Origin of the sequence: Caballeronia sp. GAFFF1 (assembly GCF_023630705.1) — a bacterium.
Classification (GTDB): Bacteria; Pseudomonadota; Gammaproteobacteria; order Burkholderiales; family Burkholderiaceae; genus Caballeronia.
Genome location: NZ_JALQEM010000019.1, coordinates 151,556 through 171,230 on the forward strand (window position 1 = coordinate 151,556; position 19,675 = coordinate 171,230).

The following is a 19,675-nucleotide window of genomic DNA, read 5'->3' on the forward strand; positions in this document are numbered from 1 at the left end:
GCTTCGTTCAGCGCGCCGCGGGCAGAAACCGCTGCACGAGCCGTCCGCCGAACACGTTCACCGCCAGCCCCGCCATGACGAGCGCCGCGCCCGCCAGCTGCGTGCCGTTCAACGCCTCGCCGAGAAACACCGCGGCCGACGCCAGCCCAATTACCGGCACCAGCAGCGAGAACGGCGCGACCTGCGCCGCCGGATACCGCGCGAGCAGCTTGCCCCACAGGCTGTAGCCGACGATGGTCGCGATAAACGAGAGATAGCAGACCGCGAGCACCGATACCATCGGAATGGCCGCGAGGCTCGATTCGATACGCGCCGGTCCTTCGAAGATCAGCGACAGCACGAGAAACGGAATCGGCGGAATGAGGCTCGCCCACACGACGAGCGAAAGCAGATCGACCTTGCCCATGCGCTTGGTCGCGACGTTGCCGAGCGCCCACATGGCGGACGCGCCGAGCGTGAAGAGAAAGCCGGTGAGCGTCATCGCGTGGCCGCCGCGCATGCCGATCAGCGCGAGACCGGCCGCCGCGATAAGCAAGCCCATGACGTTCGCTGCGCGAATGCGCTCGCCAAGGAACATCGCGGCGAAGATCAGCGTGAAGAACGCCTGCGCCTGAAGCACGAGCGACGCGAGACCTGCCGGCATCCCGACATACATGCCGTAGAAAAGCAGCGCGAACTGCCCGAGCGAAATGGTGAGGCCGTACGCGAACAGCCAGCGCAGCGGAATCTGCGGGCGCTTGACGAAGAACACGGGCGTCGCGGCGAGCGCGAAGCGCAGCGCGCCGAGCAGCATCGGCGGGACGCCATGCAGGCCGAGCTTGATGACGACGAAGTTCACGCCCCAAGCAAAAATAACCACCGTTGCTATCAGCAAATCCTTTGGCGACATCGCCGCTCCCCTGTTCCGTGCGCGCTATGCGAGCGATCGGACGAGTGTAGCGAAGCGAACCAGCGAAGGATTGTGAAAAACTGCGCTCAACGTGGTTTTAGGGAACGCCCATGCCAAAAGCGCCCGGGCCCGCTTTCGGGGGCGCGGGCGCTCGGGCGCGTTAGAAAGACCTCTGCCTGCCTGATTACTTGCTCTGGCCGGATTCCGCAGCCGCGTTGTTGCCCGTTTCGACGGCAGGCGTCTTCTTGGTGCCTGCCGACGCATGCCCCGAATGCCGGTGCGACTTGTGCTTCTTGGTCGTGGTCGTGCCCATGTCGGAGCCCGCGCCGGTCGATGCGTCGCCCTGCGCGGCCGCGCCCGAATTGCCGCCCATCGCGGCCGACGAGTTGCCCGACGAAGTCTGCGCAAACGCGCCGGTAGCGGCAGTGGCACTGAAAAGGCCCGCGGCGATGGCGATCAACAGTTTGTTCTTGCTCATTGTTTCCCTCTCCTATCAAGAGTGCGCAAAGCTGCACGCATGCTTCAAAATGCGCGGCCGGTCGCGACCGCACGGAACGGTGAAGGGTAGCGCGCGCGCCCGAACCGCCGGACGAGCGCCTGTCTGCGGCCGCCGGTAGAATCGGCGGTTCTGGTGCGCCATTCCGACGCCCGCCTCTACCTTCCGGTGACCTGCCATGTCCTCGACGATCCGCGCGCAGTTGAAACCTCATCAACACGACGTCGGCGGCCTCATGGTGAGGCGCGTCCTTCCCGCGCTCGCCGCACGCACCGTCGGACCCTTCATATTTTTCGACCATATCGGACCCGCAACCCTCGTGCCCGGCAAGGGCCTCGACGTGCGTCCGCATCCGCATATCGGACTCGCGACGGTCACGTATCTGTTCGACGGCGCGATCATGCACCGCGATAGCGTCGGTTCAGTGCAGAAAATCGTTCCCGGCGACGTGAACTGGATGACCGCCGGGCGCGGCATCGTGCATTCCGAGCGCACGCCCGACGAAGAGCGCGCCGCCGGCCAGACGATGCACGGCATCCAGACATGGGTGGCGCTGCCGGTGGCGAGCGAAGAAGTCGAGCCGTCGTTCCAGCATCACGCCGCGGCGACGCTGCCGCAGATCGAGCGCGCGGGCGTCACGCTGCGCGTGATCGCGGGCACGGCGTTCGGCGCGACTGCCCCGACCCGCACGTTCTCGCCGACGCTCTACGTCGCGGCGCACTTCGCGGCTGGCAGCGAACTCACGCTCGATACGGAGCACGAGGAACGCGGCGTGTATCTCGTCGATGGCGACCTTACGATAGACGGCGAAAGCCTGCCCGCGCAGCAGATGGCGGTGCTGACGCCGGGCGTCGCGGCAAAGCTCGCGAGCGCGAACGGCGCGGTCGGGATGCTGCTCGGCGGCGCGCCGCTCGACGGCGCGCGCTTCATCGAATGGAACTTCGTGTCCAGTTCGCGGGACAAGATAGAAGCGGCGAAGCGCGCGTGGAGCGAGCAGCGCATGGGCCAGGTGCCGGGCGAAAGCGAATTCATCCCGCTGCCGCCGCCGCGCCGCGAAGAGCGCGCGCCGGAGGCATGAGACCTGCGGCACGCGACCGCGAGAAGCATTGAGACACACGCGGATCGTCCCCATCTGACATTTCAGGATAGCTCGCAAGTTTGAGGAGAAACGCATGGAAACGACTCTTGCCACATTCGAGAACGACGTCATCAACGCGTCGATGCTCGCCCCTGTGCTCGTCGACTTCTGGGCGCCGTGGTGCGGCCCGTGCAAGACGCTAGGCCCGATGCTCGAACGGCTCGAAGCGGAAGCCGGCGGCGCGTGGAAGCTCGTCAAGGTGAACGTCGACGAGAATCAGGAACTCGCGCAGCACTTTCAGGTGCGCAGCATTCCGCATGTGATCGCGTTCGCGGAGGGCCGGCCGATCGACCAGTTCATCGGCGTACTGCCCGAAGGCCAGTTGCGCGCTTTTCTCGACAAGCTCGTGCCCGGCGGCGCCGACACCGAACGCCGCGCCGCGCATAACGCGTGGGCGCTCGGCAATCGCAAGGAAGCGATCGACCGCATCAAGGCCGCGCTCGCGCTCGATCCCGGCTACGACGAGGCGCGGCTCGACCTGATCGAGTGGCTGCTGGCGGAACGGCGCATCGAGGACGCGAAGGCCGAGGACAAGCTGCTTTCGCCGAAGACGACGCAAGGCATCGACGCGCGCTACAACGCGCTGAAGACCGAGATCGATGCCGCCGAAGCCGCCGCCGCGCTGCCGCCCGCCGACGCGCTGATCGACGCGGTGAACGCGAACCCTGACGATCTCGAGGCGCGTTTTGCGCTCGCGAACCGCCTGATCGCCGGTCGCGACTATGGCGGCGCGCTGGAGCACTTGCTCGCGATCGTCGAGCGCGACCGCAGTTTCATGGACGACGTCGGCCGCAAGACGATGCTCTCCGTGTTCGAGCTCGCGTCGAATCAGCCGGATCTCGTGTCGTTCTGGCGACGCAGGTTGAGCGCGGCGATGAACTGAAACAGCGAAGCAGGAAGACACAACGGCCAGCCACAAAACGGCTGGCCGTTGTTGTTTGTTCGATCAGGAACGCTTCGCCAGTTCGCGCAGCACGAACGCCGCCGCCGCAAAACCGAAGCTCGCCGTCACGCACACGCTCGATCCGAAGCCCGCGCAATTGAGACCGACCGGACCTGCATAGCCCGAAGCCGTTTCGAGATGCTCCGCGCCCTCGCTGATGTCGCACGCCGGCGAATCGGGGTAAATGAGCGGCTCGTCGGAATACACCGCGCTCACCCTGAAACGCGCTTTCGGTCCGCGCGGAAAGCCGTGCTGCTTGCGCAACTGGCCGCGGACCTTGGAAAGCAGCGGGTCCTGAATGGTGAGCGCGAGATCGTCGATGCGGATGCGCGTCGGATCGAGCTGCCCGCCCGCGCCGCCCACCGTGATGAGCGGCTGCTTGCGCGCGACGCACCACGCGATCAGCGCGGTTTTGGTGCGCACGCTGTCGATCGCATCCACCACGAAGTCGAAGCCGCCGCCGAGCGTCGCGTCGAAATTGCCCGGCTCCACGAAGTCTTCGATCTGCCGGACGTCGCACGCCGGATCGATGAGCTTGATGCGCTCGGCCATCGCGGTGACTTTCGCCTTGCCGTAGTTGCCGTCGAGCGCGTGAATCTGGCGGTTGGTGTTGCTCTCCGCGACGTTGTCGAGATCGATGAGCGTCAGCGTGCCGACCGCGCTGCGCGCCAGCGCTTCCGCGACCCACGAGCCGACGCCGCCAATGCCGATCACCGCGACATGCGCGCGCTCGAACGCCGCGAGCGCGCTCGGGCCATAGAGACGCGCGATGCCGCCGAAGCGCCGTTCGCGGTCGACGGTGTCTTCAACGGGAAGCGTGGCGGTGGCATCGGATGGGGTCATGGCGCTCGGGGCAGATGGAAACGAAGCGGCTTGCCGGCGAGCACCGCGCGACAAGGCTTACGCGCGGCTGTCGGTTGCACAAAAGTTGGCAGTCCCTTCATGCAAAATCCGGCTGAATTGCGTATTCTGCCTTATCGAAACGGAAGGCGTGATAGGCGCGCCGCATCTTCGCATGATCGCGTGACGGTAAAAGCGGCGGCTTTGACGCGCGTCATTGCGCGAATTTCGTAATCAGGGCAAGAACGTTTCACCTTGGCTATACTGACGCGACTGTAGCGTTCGCATAAAAATGACGACCCTCGCAGACCTTCGTAAAAACTATTCGCGCGGCGCGCTCGACGCCGCCGACATCGATCCGAACCCCGTGCGCCAGTTCGAGGCGTGGTTCGCCCAGGCGCTCGACGCCAAGCTGCCCGAACCCAACGCGATGACGCTCGCGACCGTGAACGCAGAGGGCCGTCCGTCGGCGCGCATCGTTCTCATCAAGGGTGTCGACGAACGCGGGTTCGTGTTCTTCACCAATTACGAAAGCCGCAAAGGGCGCGAGTTGGCCGCCAATCCGGCGGCGAGCCTGCTCTTTCACTGGATCGAACTGGAGCGTCAGGTACGCATCGAAGGCACGGTCGTCAAGACGAGCGACGAGGAAAGCGACGCCTACTACGCCTCGCGTCCGCTCGGCTCGCGCATCGGCGCGTGGGCCTCGGACCAGAGCCGTCCGCTCGCGAGCCGCGAGGCGCTCGAAGCGCGCGAACGCGAGATGATGGCGAAATTCGGCGACGCGCCGCCGCGCCCGCCGCATTGGGGCGGCTACCGGCTCGTGCCGGAAACCATCGAGTTCTGGCAAGGCCGGCCGTCGCGGCTGCACGATCGCATGGTTTATACGCGCGAAGGCGGCGACGCGCCGTGGCGCATCATGCGGCTCGCGCCGTAAAGAGCCCCACGCTTCGCGCACTACGACACACGCACTATTTGTAAGCACAACGTAAAGCGAGCCGTGCTCACGCGGCGCGCAGACAATAAGCCGGCGCAGCAACACGGCAGACGAACATGAAGGCTTCACGCCTTCCACCTTGATTTTCTTAGCGCGGAGAAACAAGCATGTTCTGGGAGAAGAAGCTGACGCAGTGGGTCGAGGAAGTCCGCGAGCAGGCCAACTTGCCCGCGCGCCTCGTGCTGTGGGACGGACAGCAACACGACTTCGGCCGCTTTGCCGCGCCTGCCGTGACGCTGCATGTGAAAAGCGCGACCGCGCTGCCGTATCTGCTGGAGCCGAGCCTCGACAATCTGGGCGAGGCGTATGTCAAAGGCAAGATCGATATCGAGGGCAAGCTCTCGGACATCATCAACATCGGCTATTCGCTCGCGAGAAGCACCGTGACGAATGCGAGCAAGCTCGCCCGCGTGCGACGCTACTTCAATCACTCGAAGGCGTCGGACAAAAAGGCTATCCAGTATCACTACGACGTATCGAACGAGTTCTATCAGCTCTGGCTCGACAAGAACATGGTGTATTCCTGCGCGTACTTCGAGAACGGCGACGAAGACCTCGACACCGCGCAGATCAAGAAAATCGACCACATTCTCACGAAGATTCAGGTGCAGCCGGGGCATCGGCTGCTCGATATCGGCTGCGGCTGGGGCGCGCTCGTCATTCGCGCGGCGCAGAAATTCGGCGCGAAGTGCGTGGGCATCACGCTGTCCGAGAACCAGTTCAAGCTCGCCACACAGCGCGTGAAGGGCGCCGGTCTCGAAGGCCAGATCGAGATCCGCCTGCAAGACTATCGCGACGTGGAAGGCCAGTTCGACCGCATCACGAGCGTCGGCATGTTCGAGCACGTCGGGCGCAAGAATCTGGCGGGCTACTTCGCGAAGATGCGTGAACTGCTCGTCGATGACGGCATCGCGATGAACCACGGCATCACGTCGTCGGATGCGGATAGCGGCGAGACGTCGCTCGGCGGCGGCGAGTTCATCGACAAATACGTGTTTCCGGACGGCGAGCTGCCGCATATCAGCCTCGCGCTGGAGAGCATGCAGCGCGGCGGGCTGGAAGCGGTCGATGTCGAAAGCCTGCGCCGCCATTACGCGCGTACGCTCGATATCTGGGCCGAGCGCTTCGAGGCGCACGCCGAAGAAGCGCGCAAGCTGGTGGACGACGAGAAGTTCCGCATCTGGCGCGTGTATCTAGCCGGTTGCGCGTACGCGTTCGAGAACGACGACGTGTCGCTCTATCAGGTGATCTGCCGCAAGGCGGGGCGCAGCGCGAAGACACTGCCGTGGTCGCGGCGCTATATCTACGAGAAGCCGCTCTGAGCCGGGAACCGTCCGCCATCGAAGCAGGCGCGGGCGACGACGAACAGTGCGATTTGTTCGGCGCGCCCGAGCCTGCTGTCGTTTCGAAGACGCGCGGCGTGCTGCCCGCGCCGTTTAACCGCGAACACGTAGCCATCGCGAAACGTCTGCCGGCGAACGTGCATCTCGGCACGTCGACGTGGTCGTTTCCGGGCTGGCAAGGCATCGTGTACGGCGACGCGTACGCGAACACCACACTTTCGCGCGACGGCCTCGCCGCCTACGCCGCGCATCCGCTGTTGCGTGGCGTGTCCATCGACCGGTCGTTTTACGGGCCGGTTTCGGTCGCGCAATACGCGCGGTATGCGTCGCAGGTGCCGGCGAATTTCAGGTTTATCGTGAAGGCGCCCGCTTCGGTCACCGATGCTTTCATTCGCGGCGAACGCGGATTGCCCGCCGCCGACAATCCCGCTTTCCTTAACGCGCAGATCGCCATCGACGAGTTCGTCGCGCCGTGCCTAAGCGGTCTCGGGGCGAAGACCGGCGCGCTCGTCTTCCAGTTCCCGCCGCTGCCGGACGCGATGATCGTGGAGCCGTCGCGCTTCGTCGAGCGGCTCGGGTCGTTCCTCGCCGCGTTGCCGCCGCTCGAAGGCGAAGCGTGTTACGCCGTCGAGTTGCGCGACGCGGTCATGCTGACGCCGCGCTTCATCCGCGCGCTGCGCGACGCGAACGTGCGCTACTGCATCGGCGTGCATGCGCGCATGCCGGACGTGCGCCGTCAGGCGAAGGCGCTGGCGCTGCTGGATGAGGCAAAGATGGGACCGCTCGTCGTGCGCTGGAGTCTGCACAGCGGCTTTCGCTATGAACAGGCGAAGGCCAAGTACGAGCCGTTCGACAGAATCGTCGATGAAGACCGTGAGACGCGCGAGGCGCTCGCGGAACTGGCCGCGCGTTACGCCTTCGCGGGCCAGCCGGTGGTCATCGCGGTGAACAACAAGGCGGAAGGCTCCGCCCCGTTGACGTGCTTCGAACTGGCGCGCGGCATCGCAGAGCGCTGCGAGCGCGCGCAGTCCGCCTTGCGCGCCGTTACGCCTTGAGGCGATGCGCGAACTTCTTGCGAAACTTCGCGACCTTGGGACCGACGACCGCCGCGCAATAACCCTGATTCGGATGCTGCGCGAAGAAGTTCTGGTGATACGCCTCGGCCGGATAGTAGTCGTCGCGTAGCGGCGTCACTTCGGTCACGATCTTGCCGCCGTAGACGTCTTCGCGCTGCAGTTCCTCGATGACTTCCTGCGCGATCCAGCGCTGCTCATCCGAATGCGTGAACACGGCCGAGCGATACTGCGTGCCGACGTCGTTGCCCTGACGGTTGAGCTGCGTCGGATCATGCGTCGCGAAGAAAATTTCGAGAATCTCGCGATAGCCGATAACCTCGGGATCGAACACGACCTTCACGACTTCCGCGTGCCCGGTATCGCCGTCGCACACCTGCTCGTACGACGGATTCGCCACCTGGCCGCCCGCGTAGCCGGATTCGACGGACTGCACGCCTTCCACCGCCAGAAACACGGCTTCGGTGCACCAGAAACAACCGCCGCCGAGCGTCGCGGTTTCGAGTCTCGCTTGCTGGTTCATGCCTGCTCCTCTCAAGTGCAGCGGCCACGCCGCGGACCATCCATATTGATGCGCGAAGCCGCTTATTCAATGCCGCCGAGCTTACCGGCTTTTGCAAAGCGGCGTTGCCCACATTGCCCGTACTGGCTTATGGCGGCTCGAAGCAGCCGATTCCGCTAGAATCGAGTCAATCTCCAGCTTTTACATGGCTTCAAGAAAGGTTCGTCCGACGCGAGCACGACACGCAGCACGACACTCGGCTTGTCTGGTGCTACAAGACCTATTCGACCGCCCACTTGCCCGATGACACGCGCCAAATCTCCGAACTTCGATCCCACCGCGTTTCGCGCCGCGCTCGGCCAGTTCGCGACGGGCGTCACCGTCATCACGACGCGCACGGATTCCGGCCAGTTGATCGGCATCACGGCGAGCTCGTTCAATTCCGTTTCGCTGGATCCGCCGCTCGTGCTGTGGAGTCTCGCGACGCGCTCGGCGTCGATGCCCGTGTTTCGCGCGAACAGTCACTACGTCATTAACGTGCTGGCCGCTTCGCAACTGGACCTGTGCCGGCGCTTCGCGACGGTCAAGGGCGACCGCTTCGCGGGTGTCTCGCACGCGGCGGGCGACAGCGGCATGCCGGTGCTGGACGGCGCGCTCGCCTGGTTCGAATGCCACAACCGCAGCCGCTACGACGAAGGCGATCACGTAATCTTCGTCGGCGAGGTGGAACGCTGCGGCGTGCGCGAAGACGCCTCGGAGATTGCGCCGCTCGTCTTTCAGGCGGGCGGCTTCCACTCGCTCGGGCCGCTGGAGTAACGCCGGCTCAGGCGCCGCGCGCCGGCTGCTCGATGAGCGCGACCGGCACGCCCGCGTCGTCCTTCATGGTTTGCAGCACGATATTCGAGCGGATATCGATCACGCCCGGCGCCTTGTACAGCTTCGTCAGAATGAAATCGGAGTAGTGCTTGAGATTGTGCGCCAGCACGCGCAGCACGTAATGCGTGTCGCCGGTCACGACGAACGCGCCGACCACTTCCGGCCACTCGCGCACCGCCGCCGCGAACTTCTCGTGCCAGTTCTCCTGATCGTTGCGCATGGAGACGTGCACGAACGCCTCGAGTTCGATGCCCAGCCGCTCGCGGTCCAGACACGCGCGGTAACTCGCGATCACGCCTTCTTCTTCGAGCAGGCGCATGCGCCGCAAGCAGGCGGAGGGCGACAGCGAAATGCGCTCCGCGAGGTCCAGGTTACTGATCCGTCCATCTTCCTGCAGCACGGCCAGAATTCGGCAATCCGTTGCATCGAGCGTGAATCCGGTCACTTTTGAGTCTCCTAGCCCGTTTCCTCGAATTATGTTCTAGCCACAAACCTTTCGGGTGGTTATTTTGCAATCACTTTTCAAGATAACGCGGCTATGATTTGACGCATCTCCCCGCTCTCTGCTAGGCCGCCATGACGCTCATCGACATCTCGCCTCCGATCGCCGCCGCGACGCCGGTCTGGCCGGGCGACACGCCTGTCGGCATCGAGCGCGTCTGGCGGATGGAAGCGGGGTCGCCGGTGAACGTTGCGCGTCTCACGCTTTCGCCGCACACCGGCGCGCATGCCGACGCGCCGCTGCACTACGACGAACACGGCGCGGCAATCGGCGAGGTCGCGCTAGAGACGTACATCGGCGCGTGCCGCGTCGTGCATTGCATCGGCGCTGCGCCCGTCGTGACGCCGGAGATGATCGCGGCGCATCTCGACGACGCGCCGCCGCGCGTCCTCATCCGCACATATGAACGCGCGCCGCTCGACTCGTGGGACAGCGCGTTCTGCGCGGTCGCGCCGCAAACCATCGACCTGCTGGCGTCGAAGGGCGTGAAGCTCGTCGGCATCGACACGCCGTCGCTCGATCCGCAGGAATCGAAGACGATGGACGCGCACCGCCGCATTCGCGCGCACGGCATGGCGATTCTGGAAGGACTCGTGCTCGATGCCGTCGCGCCCGGCGCTTACGAACTGATCGCGCTCCCGCTCAAGTTCGCGACGCTCGATGCAAGCCCCGTGCGCGCCGTTCTGCGCCCGCTTCCCTGAATCTTCCCCGAACACATGGACTTTTCGATGAAATCTCGTGACGACGCCGCCGCCCTCGACCGCGACGACCCGCTCGCCCGCCTGCGCGACCAGTTCGCGCTCGCCGACGGTGTCATTTATCTGGACGGCAATTCGCTCGGCGTGCCGCCCAAAGCCGCCGCCGCGCGCGCCGCGAGCGTGATCGGCAGCGAATGGGGCGAAGGTCTGATTCGAAGCTGGAACACGGCGGGCTGGTTCGCGCTGCCGAAGCGCCTAGGCAACAAGCTGAGTTCGCTGATCGGCGCCGAAGAAGATGAAGTCGTCGTGACGGACACGATTTCCGCGAATCTCTTCAAGGTGCTCTCCGCCGCGCTGAAGCTCGCGAACGAGCGCGACCCGAAGCGCCGCGTGATCGTTTCCGAACGCTCGAACTTTCCGAGCGATCTCTACATCGCGCAGGGCTTGATCGAGCAGCTGGATCGCGGATACGAACTGCGTCTCGTCGACGATGCCGCCGAATTGCCGGCCGCCATCGACGAAAACACGGCCATCGCGATGATCACGCACGTCAACTACCGCACCGGCGCCATGCACGACATGGCCGCGCTCACCGAGACCATTCATCGCGCGGGCGCGCTGGCGGTGTGGGACCTCGCGCATTCGGCGGGCGCGGTGCCGGTCGATCTCAACGGCGTCGGCGCGGACTACGCAGTGGGCTGCACGTACAAGTATCTGAACGGCGGCCCGGGATCGCCCGGCTTCGTCTGGGTGCCGAAGCGTCACCAGAACGCATTCTCCCAGCCGCTTTCCGGCTGGTGGGGCCACAAAAAACCGTTCGAGATGAGCCCGGTATATCGCCCGGACGACGGCATCGGCCGCTTTCTCTGCGGCACGCAGCCGATCGTTTCGATGGCGCTCGTCGAATGCGGACTCGATGTGTTCCTGCAAACCGACATGCAGGCGCTGCGGCGCAAGTCGCTCGCGCTCGGCGATGCGTTCATCGCGCTGGTCGAGGCGCGGTGCGGCGCGTTTCCGCTCACGCTCGCGACGCCGCGCGACCACGCACGGCGCGGCTCGCAGGTGAGCTTCGAGCATCCGCACGGCTACGAAGTGATGCAGGCGCTGATTGCGCGCGGCGTGATCGGCGACTATCGCGAGCCGGGCATTCTGCGCTTCGGCTTCACGCCGCTCTACACGCGTTTCGTCGATGTGTGGGATGCGGTCGAAGTGCTGCGCGACGTGCTCGCGACTGAAAGCTGGCGCACGCCCGAGTTCGCCGAACGCGCGTCGGTGACTTGAGGACTGAGACGATGAGCGAAACCAAGGGTTGTCCGTTCGGCCACGGCACGGCGGCGGCGCAAGACAAAGACGGTTGGCACGACGCGCGGCTCGATTTCTCGGATTCGATGAGCTATGGCGACTATCTCGGCCTCGATTCGATTCTGACCGCGCAGCATCCGCTCTCGCCGGATCACAACGAGATGCTGTTCATCGTGCAACATCAGACAAGCGAGCTATGGATGAAGCTCGCGCTCTACGAACTGCGCGCGGCGCTCGGCGCGGTGCATCGTGACGAGCTGCCGCCCGCGTTCAAGATGCTCGCGCGCGTGTCGCGCATCTTCGAGCAGCTCGTGCAAGCGTGGAACGTCCTCGCGACGATGACGCCTTCCGAGTACACCGCGATGCGGCCGTATCTGGGCGCGTCGTCGGGGTTTCAGTCGCATCAGTATCGGCAGATCGAGTTCATGCTCGGCAACAAGAACGCGCAGATGCTCAAGCCCCACGCGCATCGGCCGGACATTCTCGGCGAGGTGCGCGCGACGCTCGAAGCGCCCTCTTTCTACGACGAAGTGATTCGCCTGCTCGCGCGACGCGGTTTCGAGATCGATCCCGCGCGCCTCGAACGCGACTGGACGCAGCCGACCACGCACGACGCGTCAGTTGAAGCCGCGTGGCTCGCGGTCTATCGCGAGCCGTCGAAGCATTGGGAACTGTATGAAATGGCGGAAGAACTCGTCGATCTGGAAGACGCGTTCCGCCAGTGGCGCTTCCGTCATGTGACCACCGTCGAGCGGATCATCGGCTTCAAGCAGGGCACGGGCGGCACGGCGGGCGCATCGTATCTGCGCAAGATGCTCGACGTCGTGTTGTTTCCGGAGCTCTGGCACGTGCGCACGCTCCTCTGAGCGTTCACCGTTCACGCGAGCCGCGCGGCCAGCGCCCGCAGCTTCGGTCCGATGGTTTCGCGGAAATACGCTTCGTTCATCGACGAAGCCGGGCCGCTGCTGCTCAACACGAGCCAGCGGCCATTGCGCTCGTCGCGAAACGGCGCGGCGATCGCGTTGACGTCATCATGCCATTCGCGAAACGAGTAACAGCAGCCGTCGCGGGCGTAGTCGTCGATCGCGCGCTCGGCGGCCGCGACGCGCGCCGCGCCCTCCGTTCTTCCCAATTCTTCCAACAACGCCGCCCGCGCGGCCGGCTCCTGTACCGCGAGATACGCGCGGCCCATCGAGCTCGTGAGCATCGAAAGGCGCGAGCCGGGCGCAAGCCCGAGCGTCAGCGCCGTCTCGCTGCGGATGGTTTCGAGATAAATCATGTCGAGCCCGTCGCGGCAGCCGAGCGACACCGCCGCGCCGATCTCGCGCGCGAGCGCGCGCATGTGCGGCCGCGCGAGTTCGAGCGTGTCCGCCCCCGCGAGGAGCGCGAAGCCCAGCGACAGCACGCCGGTGTCGAGCGCGTACTTGCCGGCGGCTTCGTCGAAACGCAGATAGCCGAGCGTCGCGAGCGTGTACGCGAGGCGATTGACGGTCGCCTTCGGCAAGCCGGTCCGCTCGACGAAATCGCGATTGCCGAGCAGCGTGTCGCCCGGGCGAAACGCGCGCAACATATCGAGACCGCGTGCGAGCGCGACGACGAACCGCCGCTCGTCGATGCCTTCGGGCGGCGTTTTGGCGGTGGAGGCTGAGTTGGAATCGGCTTGCATCGAATGCTAAACTGAGAGTTCGTTTTCAGAACATTGTTTCGCACAGCGGAACCAACGTCAAGCGCCGCGCGATGGCGCTTTCCACGACTTGAGGAGAACGCGATGGCCGACGCCGCCCGCTTCAACTGGGAAGATCCGCTGCTTCTGGATCAACAATTGACCGAAGAAGAACGCATGGTGCGCGACGCGGCGCGCGCCTACGCGCAGGACAAGTTGCAACCGCGCGTGATGCAGGCGTTTCGCGAGGAAAAGACGGATCCGGCCATCTTTCGCGAAATGGGCGAACTCGGTCTGCTCGGCCCCACGATTCCGGAGCAGTACGGCGGACCGGAGCTCAACTACGTGAGCTACGGTTTGATCGCGCGGGAAGTCGAGCGCGTGGACTCCGGCTATCGGTCGATGATGTCGGTGCAATCGTCGCTCGTCATGGTGCCGATTCACGCGTTCGGCAGCGAGGCGCAAAAGCAGAAGTATCTGCCGAAGCTGGCGCGCGGCGAGTGGATCGGCTGTTTCGGACTGACGGAGCCGAACGCGGGCTCGGACCCGGCCAGCATGACCACGCGCGCCAGGAAAGTGCCCGACGGCTATTCGCTGTCCGGTGCGAAGATGTGGATCTCCAACTCGCCGATCGCGGACGTGTTCGTCGTCTGGGCGAAGCTGGAAGAAGACGGCCGCGATGAGATCCGCGGCTTCATCCTCGAAAAAGGCTGGAAGGGGCTGTCGGCGCCCGCGATCCACGGCAAGGTCGGACTGCGCGCGTCGATCACCGGCGAAATCGTGATGGACGACGTGTTCGTGCCGGAGGACAACCTTCTGCCGAACGTGCGCGGCCTCAAGGGACCGTTCACGTGTCTCAATTCGGCGCGCTACGGCATCTCGTGGGGCGCGCTCGGCGCGGCGGAAGCGTGCTGGCATACGGCGCGGCAATACACGCTGGATCGCAAGCAGTTCGGTCGCCCGCTTGCCGGCAATCAGCTGATTCAAAAGAAGCTCGCCGACATGCAAACCGAAATCACGCTCGGGCTGCAAGGCGTGCTGCGCCTTGGCCGCATGAAGGACGAAGGGACGGCGGCCGTCGAGATCACGTCGATCATGAAGCGCAATTCGTGCGGCAAGGCACTGGAGATCGCCCGCCTTGCCCGCGACATGCTGGGCGGCAACGGCATTTCGGACGAGTTCGGCGTGGCGCGGCATCTCGTCAATCTGGAAGTGGTCAACACGTATGAAGGCACGCACGACATTCACGCGCTGATTCTCGGGCGTGCGCAAACCGGTATTCAGGCGTTTTTCTAACGCGCAAGCCGCCATTCGCGAAGAGGCCGGTCCTGGCACGACCGGCCTTTTTCGTTGATGCGCGACCGCAGCCGTTTTGTAACTTTCGATGCGCGGCTGAAACTTTTACGGGCCAGATCGTCTCCATGCTAGACAGTGGGCCGGCTTCAGCGCGAGCGGCCCGCCCGCAGCGCCACGGCGGCAAGCGACTGGAACGGAACCTGCATCCGCAAGCCGCTGCAGCAAAGCCTCCTCGTCAGCGATGGCATCTTTGGTTACGATGCCCGTAGCCTCACCGATGGAGCTTTCAATGTCAGATACCAATAAGGAGCGATTCATGTCGGATATCAAAACCGTTCTCGCTGACGCCGAAGACCTGCTCAAGCAAGCCGCTGCCGCCACGGGCGAGCGCGCTTCCGAGCTGCGCGAAAGCGCCATGTCGCGCCTGAAACAAGCCAAGGAAAAAGCCGCCGACGCGCAAGTCGTCGTGGTCGAGCGCGGCCGTAAAGCGGCGCGCGCCACCGACGATTACGTTCACGAGCATCCGTGGGCGTCCATCGGAATTGCGGCGGGCATCGGCATGGTGATCGGTCTGCTCATTAATCGTAAGTAGTCGTTCCATGCTGCCCGCTCGCGCGGGCAGCATTTTTTTCGCCGCAATGGCCCGAGGCTTGCTAAATCCGTAACCGATGCGGTCCTCCGGGATCGAATCAGTTCGAACTGCGACGCTCTTATCCGGCGCGCGGCTCGACTTTCGCGCCGGCTCCTTGCTTCGTGCATCGGCCGGAAACATCCAAGCGGCACCCAACGCGCTCTCGCACCCAAACCATGACGACAGAACGGCTACCGCGCGATTCGTCCCCCGGACCCTTGCGCCGCATTGTGAGTTCCGCCTTCGCCATCTTCGAGACCCGGCTGGAACTGATCGGCATCGAGTTGCAGGAAGAAAAAGTCAGGCTCATCGGCGTCCTCTTCCTCGGGCTCGCGGCCATGCTGCTCGCCATGATGGCGCTGATCTCGCTGACAGTGCTCATCGCCATATTCTTTTGGGATACGTATCGTTGGCAGGCGCTCGGCGGCATCACGCTGCTGTACGCGGTGCTCGCCATTGGATGCGGCCTGCGCGCGCGCGGCAAGTTGAGCGATGCGCCGCATCTGTTCGACGACACGCTCGACCAGTTCCGCAAGGACCGCGATATGTTCAACTAAGCGCCGCCGCGCGACGCCTTTGAACGCGATCTCTTTCTTTCCACGCGAAACTCACTTGCCCGTTCGATCATGAGCCATAACGACGCCACCTCAAGCGCAGCCAAGCAGGAAGTTCAGCAGCAGCTTCGCACGCCCGGCATGCGCACGCTGCGCAAGGAATTGCTGCTTGCGCGCGCGGATGTCGAACGCATGGAACTGCGGCAAGCCACGCACGAATTGCGCGACAACGTCGCGCATCTGCCGCTCATCGGCATGCTGGTGCCGGGAAGCCGCCCTGCGAGACGTGGAATCCGCAATACATCGCCGCGTGGCACCATCGCCGGCGTGCTGGATTCGATGCTCGGCCGCGGCGGCGCGGGCAAGTTCAGCTTCCTCTTCAAGCAATATCCGGTGGTCGGATCGCTCGCTTCGCTGCTGTTGACGAAGCCGGTGCGCACCCGGCTGTTGCGCGGCGCGAAGCCGCTTATCAAATGGGGCGGACTCGGGCTGGCCGCTTGGGAAGGCTGGCGCATCTGGCAACAGATGAAGGCCACGAGCGTGGAAACGTCCACTGACGCCGTCGACCCGACCGTCTTCTAGCCGCCTAGCCGCATCATCCCTTGCCCGTCCAGCACGCGGCCGATTTGGCCGCGTCGAGCGTCGCTGCGCCATCCGTCAGCCGGTTCGAGCGCGAGCCGGTCGCGTCGATGGCGAACACGCCGCATGCGTCGGCGTCCATCGGGCCAGGCGACACAGGTGCCGCTTCGATCGTGTACCCGCCGTTGGTCGCGGACTCGGGCAACAGCGTGAGGCGGTAGACCGCCGTTCCGCCCGACGGCGCCTGGTCGATGCCCGCGCTCAGCGCAACGGTGCCCGCGCCGGTCTGCGACAGTCGCGCGCTTTCCACGAACTGCACCGCCTTGAAAAGCGCGGCAGCCGCGGTCAGCCGATGCGCTTTCGCCACATGCGACTGATACGCAGGAATGGCGAACGTCGCGATGATCGCCGCGACGCCCAGCGCGATCATCAGTTCGAGCAGGCTGAAGCCCGCGCTTGATCTCATTCGGCTCATCCTTGGCTCTCCTTAGAAGGGTTTGCCCGCGACGCGGCGCCACTGTTGCGTGACGGTGCCGTTAGCCGAGTCGATGCGCAGTTGCAGCCAGGCTTCGGTCTGCGACGCCGCGCCGAAGCCGCGCGCCGTGATCAGATAGGACGCGATCGACGACTGACCGGAGCGCGACCACGTCTCGATCAGGCATTGCGGCGGACGCATTGCGTACGGCCACGACGCGTATGGCGCGACGGCGAGCGCCGACGCGCCTTCGAACGACGCCTTCAGCCGCCAGCGCGCCGGCTCCTGATCCGCAGGCGCGGTTGACTGCAACGCCGCCGACAGCATGTGGCTGCATCGAATAAGCGCGCTGTCCGCCGCATGGAACGCCTGCACGCGCTCGCGCGCCGCGACGGTCGTGCGCGCCGCCACGAGCGACGTTTGCAGCCATGCGCTCGCCGTGACGAGAATGATCGCCGCGAGCAGCAGGACAATGGGCAGCGCCGTGCCGCGAGACAACGCGCGACGGTTCATGCCCCGCCTCCTTGATTCGCCGGAGCTGCATTGCGAATCTGAATGCGACGCCAGAACGCCTGATGCATGCGCGCATCGTCGGCGACGGCGGGTGCGCCGGTGCAATCCACGTAGTTCGTCCGGCGCTGTCTCGCGGCCGCGAACCCTCGCACGAGCACGCACAGGTCGGCGGCGCGAACATCGGGCCAACGGTCGCGCGGGATCGCGGAAGCGTCCACCGCGCTCGACGCGCCCGCTAGCCAGTACGAAACTCGAATTCGCTCGATGCCCTCGACCAGCGGCTGCGCCTGCTTGCCACTGCCCTCGCAATACAGTTCCGGCTCGCCCGTTGACGCACTGGCCTTCGCATAGAAGCGGTTGCCGACAAAGGCATCCGCCACCGACTGGCCGATGCAGTCCGTCGGCGCGCCCGCCGATGTCGGCCACGTCGAAACCGTGTCGGCTGCATAGCGCACCTGCACGCCGTCGGACCGGCTCGTCAGCGACTCGCACGACGCCGCCGTGTCCGCGCCGACCACGCGCGCCTGCGAGCAGCCGAATAGCGCGGCGTCGGCGCGCGTTGCCCCGAAGCCCGCTATCTGCATCTGCTGCGCGATGAGGTCGAGCGCGGACACGCCGGCGTCGTGCATGCGCGCGGCGTCGGTGGCGCGTTCGAACGCCGCGCGCTGACCGCGATACAGCGACAGCATGGCCAGCACGATCAACATGCCGAGCGCGAGCGATATCGCGAGCTCGACGAGCGTGTGGCCGCGTGGGGGAATGGAACGGGGCGTCATCGCGCGAATGCCACGGCAATGCACGATGCGAGCGGCTTCGCTTGCGGCTCGGGGCACGGATCGGCGCGGTCGTCGGCGTGCCAGCTGACGGTCGCGACGCGCACGCCGTCTGCGCGGTCTAGCACGGCGACATCGCCATCGGGCAAGGTCGAGGACGCTATCGCCTGCCATTGCGACAGGACCGCCGCGCGATCCGCGTCGCTGCGAATGCCTTCCGCGACCGAATCGGCGATGAGCGTCGCGCGCTCGCGCAGCAACGCGAGCCGCTCGCCCCTCGCGAACGCGCTCTGCACCGCGACGATTCCGAGCGCCGTCACGGCGGCGAGCGCGAGCGCGATCATCACTTCCACCAGCGAATCGCCGCTTTGCGCCGTCTTCATGCCGATGCTCCGCAGGCGCCCTGGGTGATGCGCGGCCGCCCGCCCGCCGCGATGCGGATGCAGCGGCGCGCTGAGGAATTGCCAGCGGGATCGGCGCTGCGCGGGGAAAAGTCGAAGCTGCGAAAGCCGCCGATCACCTGACCCGACGGCGGCGTGAAGGAGAGATCGGTGGCCGCGCCCGCGATGGCGATGGAAGACATGGCCGGCTCAACGCGCAGCAGCGCAGGCGCGCCGTCGCGATCGACGAAGAGCCCCCAGCCGCAGGACCAGTCCGTGATGCCGCCATCGCAGCCTTTGCCCGATGCAAGGCAGTGGCGCGCGGCGTCGATCCGGCACAGCGTCACGCGCGCGCCGCGCCGAAGTGCTTCGGTTCGCGCGAGCGAAAGCGTCGAAAAGAAGGAGCGCGCCCGGGCATCGACCTGATCGCGCATCTGCCAGGCGAAGAACGACGGTGCCGAGAATGTCGCGATGATCGCCATGACGGCCAGCACGACGCAAAGTTCGACCAGCGTGAAGCCGCTGATGCCGCTGATGCCACATAAGGAAGCGCGATTCATCTGCATCCCTGAACGATTCGAGTTGAAGAACGCTGAATCTATCGGGAAGCGACGCGCGCCGCCATTAGCCGAACGGCCTAGTGTTCAGGTTGGTTTTCGCCAGGCAGACTTTGCGCGGGAATGCGAGAAAACCTTGCGGAGGGCGAATGCAGCACGAATCAACGCTTACGGGAAGCGGATTTCTTGGGCGCGGCGCGGCGGAATTCCTCGAGCACGTCTTCGAACTCGGAAACGTCCTCGAAGCGCTTATAGACGGATGCGAACCGCACGTAGGCGATGGTGTCGAGCTGGCGCAATTCGTTCATCACGAGCTCGCCGAGACGCTCGCTCTGCACTTCGCGCTCGCCGCTGCCGAGCAGCTGATATTCGATGCGCGCAACGGCGGCGTCGATGGCGTCGGCCGCGACCGGCCGCTTGCGCAGCGCGAGCTTCATGCTGGCGACGATCTTGCGCCGGTCGAACTCGGTGCGGCTGCCGTCTTTCTTGACGACGGACGGCAACGCAAGCTCCACGCGCTCGTACGTGGTGAAACGCTTGTCGCACGCAGGACAGCGCCGACGCCGCCGGATGGCAGCGCCGTCTTCCGACACGCGGGAATCGACGACCTGAGTGTCTTCGTGTCGGCAGAACGGGCAGCGCATCGCGGCGTGTCTCG

Annotated in this window: 25 protein-coding genes; 13 read left to right on the top strand and 12 right to left on the bottom strand. The window is 65.2% G+C overall.

Translation table 11 applies throughout. The annotated features are described in order from the left end of the window. Positions 1–7: 7 nt before the first annotated feature. Positions 8–889, bottom strand: coding sequence for an EamA family transporter (locus NCR37_RS10590; protein ID WP_248320450.1), 882 nt, complete (start codon positions 887–889; stop codon positions 8–10). Between the two features lie 184 nt (positions 890–1,073). Then, the gene (locus NCR37_RS10595; protein ID WP_250472952.1) at positions 1,074–1,367 is read right to left on the bottom strand and encodes a hypothetical protein; all 294 of its coding nucleotides are present in this window, start codon (positions 1,365–1,367) and stop codon (positions 1,074–1,076) included. A gap of 196 nt (positions 1,368–1,563) precedes the next feature. Here NCR37_RS10595 and NCR37_RS10600 point away from each other — a divergent pair, with 196 nt between their 5' ends. Both NCR37_RS10600 and trxA read left to right on the top strand, forming a co-directional pair. Further along, the gene (locus NCR37_RS10600; RefSeq protein ID WP_250472953.1) at positions 1,564–2,463 is read left to right on the top strand and encodes a pirin family protein; all 900 of its coding nucleotides are present in this window, start codon (positions 1,564–1,566) and stop codon (positions 2,461–2,463) included. A gap of 94 nt (positions 2,464–2,557) precedes the next feature. Beyond that, complete coding sequence (gene trxA, locus NCR37_RS10605) at positions 2,558–3,406, top strand: thioredoxin (RefSeq protein ID WP_250472954.1); 849 nt, start codon at positions 2,558–2,560, stop codon at positions 3,404–3,406. 63 nt (positions 3,407–3,469) lie between these two features. Here the strand turns inward: trxA and NCR37_RS10610 are convergent, their stop codons facing one another. After that, on the bottom strand, positions 3,470–4,309 hold the full coding sequence (locus NCR37_RS10610) for a tRNA threonylcarbamoyladenosine dehydratase (protein ID WP_250472955.1): 840 nt from the start codon (positions 4,307–4,309) through the stop codon (positions 3,470–3,472). Between the two features lie 289 nt (positions 4,310–4,598). Here NCR37_RS10610 and pdxH point away from each other — a divergent pair, with 289 nt between their 5' ends. The 3 genes from pdxH (at position 4,599) to NCR37_RS10625 (ending at position 7,698) form a co-directional block, all read left to right on the top strand. Further along, on the top strand, positions 4,599–5,240 hold the full coding sequence (pdxH, locus tag NCR37_RS10615) for a pyridoxamine 5'-phosphate oxidase (protein ID WP_250472956.1): 642 nt from the start codon (positions 4,599–4,601) through the stop codon (positions 5,238–5,240). A 167-nt stretch (positions 5,241–5,407) separates the two neighbouring features. After that, on the top strand, positions 5,408–6,622 hold the full coding sequence (locus tag NCR37_RS10620) for a class I SAM-dependent methyltransferase (protein ID WP_250472957.1): 1,215 nt from the start codon (positions 5,408–5,410) through the stop codon (positions 6,620–6,622). A 53-nt stretch (positions 6,623–6,675) separates the two neighbouring features. After that, on the top strand, positions 6,676–7,698 hold the full coding sequence (locus tag NCR37_RS10625; RefSeq protein ID WP_350029057.1) for a DUF72 domain-containing protein: 1,023 nt from the start codon (positions 6,676–6,678) through the stop codon (positions 7,696–7,698). On the opposite strand, the gene msrA is transcribed toward NCR37_RS10625, so the two are convergent. After that, the gene (gene msrA / locus NCR37_RS10630; protein WP_250472958.1) at positions 7,688–8,239 is read right to left on the bottom strand and encodes a peptide-methionine (S)-S-oxide reductase MsrA; all 552 of its coding nucleotides are present in this window, start codon (positions 8,237–8,239) and stop codon (positions 7,688–7,690) included. The genes NCR37_RS10625 and msrA overlap by 11 nt on opposite strands. Positions 8,240–8,521: 282 nt before the next feature. On the opposite strand from msrA, the gene NCR37_RS10635 reads away from it, so the two are divergent. Next, positions 8,522–9,034 (top strand): flavin reductase family protein, encoded by a 513-nt coding sequence (locus NCR37_RS10635; protein ID WP_250472959.1) that lies wholly within the window; start codon positions 8,522–8,524, stop codon positions 9,032–9,034. 7 nt (positions 9,035–9,041) lie between these two features. Here the strand turns inward: NCR37_RS10635 and NCR37_RS10640 are convergent, their stop codons facing one another. Continuing rightward, positions 9,042–9,539, bottom strand: coding sequence for an Lrp/AsnC family transcriptional regulator (locus NCR37_RS10640; protein ID WP_175944902.1), 498 nt, complete (start codon positions 9,537–9,539; stop codon positions 9,042–9,044). Between the two features lie 131 nt (positions 9,540–9,670). Here NCR37_RS10640 and kynB point away from each other — a divergent pair, with 131 nt between their 5' ends. From kynB to kynA, 3 genes are read left to right on the top strand one after another with little or no spacing between them, the layout of a single operon-like run. Then, the gene (gene kynB, locus NCR37_RS10645; protein WP_250472960.1) at positions 9,671–10,297 is read left to right on the top strand and encodes an arylformamidase; all 627 of its coding nucleotides are present in this window, start codon (positions 9,671–9,673) and stop codon (positions 10,295–10,297) included. A gap of 27 nt (positions 10,298–10,324) precedes the next feature. Beyond that, positions 10,325–11,575, top strand: a complete 1,251-nt coding sequence (kynU, locus tag NCR37_RS10650; RefSeq protein ID WP_250472961.1) for a kynureninase — start codon at positions 10,325–10,327, stop codon at positions 11,573–11,575. An 11-nt stretch (positions 11,576–11,586) separates the two neighbouring features. Continuing rightward, positions 11,587–12,462, top strand: a complete 876-nt coding sequence (gene kynA / locus NCR37_RS10655; protein ID WP_250472962.1) for a tryptophan 2,3-dioxygenase — start codon at positions 11,587–11,589, stop codon at positions 12,460–12,462. Between the two features lie 11 nt (positions 12,463–12,473). Here the strand turns inward: kynA and NCR37_RS10660 are convergent, their stop codons facing one another. Next, positions 12,474–13,262 (bottom strand): IclR family transcriptional regulator, encoded by a 789-nt coding sequence (locus tag NCR37_RS10660; protein ID WP_250472963.1) that lies wholly within the window; start codon positions 13,260–13,262, stop codon positions 12,474–12,476. Between the two features lie 102 nt (positions 13,263–13,364). Here NCR37_RS10660 and NCR37_RS10665 point away from each other — a divergent pair, with 102 nt between their 5' ends. The 4 genes from NCR37_RS10665 to NCR37_RS10680 all read left to right on the top strand — a co-directional run bounded on the left by NCR37_RS10665 (position 13,365) and on the right by NCR37_RS10680 (position 16,322). After that, positions 13,365–14,555, top strand: coding sequence for an acyl-CoA dehydrogenase (locus tag NCR37_RS10665; RefSeq protein ID WP_250472964.1), 1,191 nt, complete (start codon positions 13,365–13,367; stop codon positions 14,553–14,555). A gap of 289 nt (positions 14,556–14,844) precedes the next feature. Continuing rightward, a complete protein-coding gene (locus tag NCR37_RS10670) occupies positions 14,845–15,147 on the top strand; it encodes an ElaB/YgaM/YqjD family protein (RefSeq protein ID WP_175944915.1) in 303 nt (100 codons plus the stop codon). A gap of 215 nt (positions 15,148–15,362) precedes the next feature. Then, on the top strand, positions 15,363–15,743 hold the full coding sequence (locus NCR37_RS10675) for a phage holin family protein (protein WP_175944917.1): 381 nt from the start codon (positions 15,363–15,365) through the stop codon (positions 15,741–15,743). A gap of 69 nt (positions 15,744–15,812) precedes the next feature. Further along, positions 15,813–16,322, top strand: coding sequence for a DUF3318 domain-containing protein (locus NCR37_RS10680; RefSeq protein WP_250472965.1), 510 nt, complete (start codon positions 15,813–15,815; stop codon positions 16,320–16,322). 13 nt (positions 16,323–16,335) lie between these two features. Here the strand turns inward: NCR37_RS10680 and NCR37_RS10685 are convergent, their stop codons facing one another. The 6 genes from NCR37_RS10685 to nrdR all read right to left on the bottom strand — a co-directional run bounded on the left by NCR37_RS10685 (position 16,336) and on the right by nrdR (position 19,661). Further along, on the bottom strand, positions 16,336–16,785 hold the full coding sequence (locus NCR37_RS10685; RefSeq protein ID WP_502800509.1) for a type IV pilin protein: 450 nt from the start codon (positions 16,783–16,785) through the stop codon (positions 16,336–16,338). A gap of 21 nt (positions 16,786–16,806) precedes the next feature. Further along, entirely contained in the window at positions 16,807–17,307 is a 501-nt protein-coding gene (locus tag NCR37_RS10690; protein WP_250472967.1) for a pilus assembly PilX family protein, read from the bottom strand. Next, positions 17,304–18,083 carry a PilW family protein gene (locus tag NCR37_RS10695; RefSeq protein WP_250472968.1) on the bottom strand — a complete coding sequence of 260 codons (780 nt, stop codon included), beginning with the start codon at positions 18,081–18,083 and terminating at the stop codon, positions 17,304–17,306. Before NCR37_RS10695 ends, NCR37_RS10690 begins: the two co-directional genes overlap by 4 nt. Then, positions 18,080–18,463: a type IV pilus modification PilV family protein gene (locus tag NCR37_RS10700; RefSeq protein ID WP_250472969.1), complete on the bottom strand. Its 384-nt coding sequence runs from the start codon at positions 18,461–18,463 to the stop codon at positions 18,080–18,082. Before NCR37_RS10700 ends, NCR37_RS10695 begins: the two co-directional genes overlap by 4 nt. Beyond that, complete coding sequence (locus NCR37_RS10705; RefSeq protein ID WP_502800510.1) at positions 18,460–19,026, bottom strand: GspH/FimT family pseudopilin; 567 nt, start codon at positions 19,024–19,026, stop codon at positions 18,460–18,462. Before NCR37_RS10705 ends, NCR37_RS10700 begins: the two co-directional genes overlap by 4 nt. A 152-nt stretch (positions 19,027–19,178) precedes the next feature. Beyond that, positions 19,179–19,661 (bottom strand): transcriptional regulator NrdR, encoded by a 483-nt coding sequence (gene nrdR, locus NCR37_RS10710; RefSeq protein ID WP_175944931.1) that lies wholly within the window; start codon positions 19,659–19,661, stop codon positions 19,179–19,181. Positions 19,662–19,675 lie beyond the last annotated feature (14 nt).

What these genes read in the sequence shown, in the direction of transcription:
- NCR37_RS10635 (WP_250472959.1), top strand. Translation starts at nt 8,522, where the DNA reads ATGACACGCGCCAAATCTCCGAACTTCGATCCCACCGCGTTTCGCGCC.
- kynU (WP_250472961.1), top strand. Translation starts at nt 10,325, where the DNA reads ATGAAATCTCGTGACGACGCCGCCGCCCTCGACCGCGACGACCCGCTC.
- NCR37_RS10590 (WP_248320450.1), bottom strand. Translation starts at nt 889, where the DNA reads ATGTCGCCAAAGGATTTGCTGATAGCAACGGTGGTTATTTTTGCTTGG.
- kynA (WP_250472962.1), top strand. Translation starts at nt 11,587, where the DNA reads ATGAGCGAAACCAAGGGTTGTCCGTTCGGCCACGGCACGGCGGCGGCG.
- NCR37_RS10680 (WP_250472965.1), top strand. Translation starts at nt 15,813, where the DNA reads ATGAGCCATAACGACGCCACCTCAAGCGCAGCCAAGCAGGAAGTTCAG.
- kynB (WP_250472960.1), top strand. Translation starts at nt 9,671, where the DNA reads ATGACGCTCATCGACATCTCGCCTCCGATCGCCGCCGCGACGCCGGTC.
- NCR37_RS10675 (WP_175944917.1), top strand. Translation starts at nt 15,363, where the DNA reads ATGACGACAGAACGGCTACCGCGCGATTCGTCCCCCGGACCCTTGCGC.
- nrdR (WP_175944931.1), bottom strand. Translation starts at nt 19,661, where the DNA reads ATGCGCTGCCCGTTCTGCCGACACGAAGACACTCAGGTCGTCGATTCC.
- NCR37_RS10600 (WP_250472953.1), top strand. Translation starts at nt 1,564, where the DNA reads ATGTCCTCGACGATCCGCGCGCAGTTGAAACCTCATCAACACGACGTC.
- NCR37_RS10690 (WP_250472967.1), bottom strand. Translation starts at nt 17,307, where the DNA reads ATGAACCGTCGCGCGTTGTCTCGCGGCACGGCGCTGCCCATTGTCCTG.
- pdxH (WP_250472956.1), top strand. Translation starts at nt 4,599, where the DNA reads ATGACGACCCTCGCAGACCTTCGTAAAAACTATTCGCGCGGCGCGCTC.
- NCR37_RS10610 (WP_250472955.1), bottom strand. Translation starts at nt 4,309, where the DNA reads ATGACCCCATCCGATGCCACCGCCACGCTTCCCGTTGAAGACACCGTC.
- NCR37_RS10620 (WP_250472957.1), top strand. Translation starts at nt 5,408, where the DNA reads ATGTTCTGGGAGAAGAAGCTGACGCAGTGGGTCGAGGAAGTCCGCGAG.
- NCR37_RS10705 (WP_502800510.1), bottom strand. Translation starts at nt 19,026, where the DNA reads ATGCAGATGAATCGCGCTTCCTTATGTGGCATCAGCGGCATCAGCGGC.
- NCR37_RS10670 (WP_175944915.1), top strand. Translation starts at nt 14,845, where the DNA reads ATGTCAGATACCAATAAGGAGCGATTCATGTCGGATATCAAAACCGTT.
- msrA (WP_250472958.1), bottom strand. Translation starts at nt 8,239, where the DNA reads ATGAACCAGCAAGCGAGACTCGAAACCGCGACGCTCGGCGGCGGTTGT.
- trxA (WP_250472954.1), top strand. Translation starts at nt 2,558, where the DNA reads ATGGAAACGACTCTTGCCACATTCGAGAACGACGTCATCAACGCGTCG.
- NCR37_RS10665 (WP_250472964.1), top strand. Translation starts at nt 13,365, where the DNA reads ATGGCCGACGCCGCCCGCTTCAACTGGGAAGATCCGCTGCTTCTGGAT.
- NCR37_RS10685 (WP_502800509.1), bottom strand. Translation starts at nt 16,785, where the DNA reads ATGAGATCAAGCGCGGGCTTCAGCCTGCTCGAACTGATGATCGCGCTG.
- NCR37_RS10595 (WP_250472952.1), bottom strand. Translation starts at nt 1,367, where the DNA reads ATGAGCAAGAACAAACTGTTGATCGCCATCGCCGCGGGCCTTTTCAGT.
- NCR37_RS10700 (WP_250472969.1), bottom strand. Translation starts at nt 18,463, where the DNA reads ATGAAGACGGCGCAAAGCGGCGATTCGCTGGTGGAAGTGATGATCGCG.
- NCR37_RS10660 (WP_250472963.1), bottom strand. Translation starts at nt 13,262, where the DNA reads ATGCAAGCCGATTCCAACTCAGCCTCCACCGCCAAAACGCCGCCCGAA.
- NCR37_RS10695 (WP_250472968.1), bottom strand. Translation starts at nt 18,083, where the DNA reads ATGACGCCCCGTTCCATTCCCCCACGCGGCCACACGCTCGTCGAGCTC.